The organism is Acinetobacter sp. RF14B, assembly GCF_006864105.1.
GTDB classification, from domain to species: Bacteria; Pseudomonadota; Gammaproteobacteria; order Pseudomonadales; family Moraxellaceae; genus Acinetobacter; species Acinetobacter lwoffii_C.
On the sequence record NZ_SMTB01000231.1, the window covers coordinates 1 to 533 of the forward strand.

A 533-nucleotide genomic window follows, 5' to 3' on the forward strand; every position below is an offset into this window, starting at 1 on the left:
GCGGTGCGGAGTCCGGAGAGTAACGGAATAGCAGAGAGCTTCGTGAAAACGATAAAGCGTGACTACATCAGTATCATGCCCAAACCAGACGGGTTAACGGCAGCAAAGAACCTTGCAGAGGCGTTCGAGCATTATAACGAATGGCATCCGCATAGTGCGCTGGGTTATCGCTCGCCACGGGAATATCTGCGGCAGTGGGCTTGTAATGGGTTAAGTGATAACAGATGTCTGGAAATATAGGGGCAAATCCAGTGACGTTATTACCAGTAAGTGTGATGTTACAGGTTGTCGCTTTGACAGTGGCTGTAAACTCTACATTAATATCCGTTGCAAATACTGATGGTGATAATAATATTCCCATCAGTATCGCTATTTTATGTGGCGTTATTTTTATCATTTGACGTCCCTTGTCGTTACTGAATCTGACACCGAATTCCATTCAGAATAATAGATTGCGCTATTTTTTCTGCTTCTGAACTTTGTTGATAATGCGCAAGACAACTTACGGGTTTACTTTCTTCGAGCCATTTAAT

At 43.3% G+C, this 533-nt stretch carries 2 protein-coding genes; both read left to right on the top strand.

Annotated features, from left to right (window positions below; all coding sequences use genetic code 11):
* On the top strand, positions 1 to 240 hold a 240-nt coding region (locus tag E2K52_RS14665), incomplete at its 5' end, for an integrase core domain-containing protein (RefSeq protein WP_151205713.1).
* Entirely contained in the window at positions 225 to 401 is a 177-nt protein-coding gene (locus E2K52_RS15650; RefSeq protein WP_201798523.1) for a hypothetical protein, read from the top strand. The genes E2K52_RS14665 and E2K52_RS15650, both read left to right, overlap by 16 nt.
* Positions 402 to 533: the final 132 nt, after the last annotated feature.

Excerpts from the sequence above, each read along its gene's own strand:
- E2K52_RS15650 (WP_201798523.1), top strand. The coding sequence starts at position 225 with ATGTCTGGAAATATAGGGGCAAATCCAGTGACGTTATTACCAGTAAGT.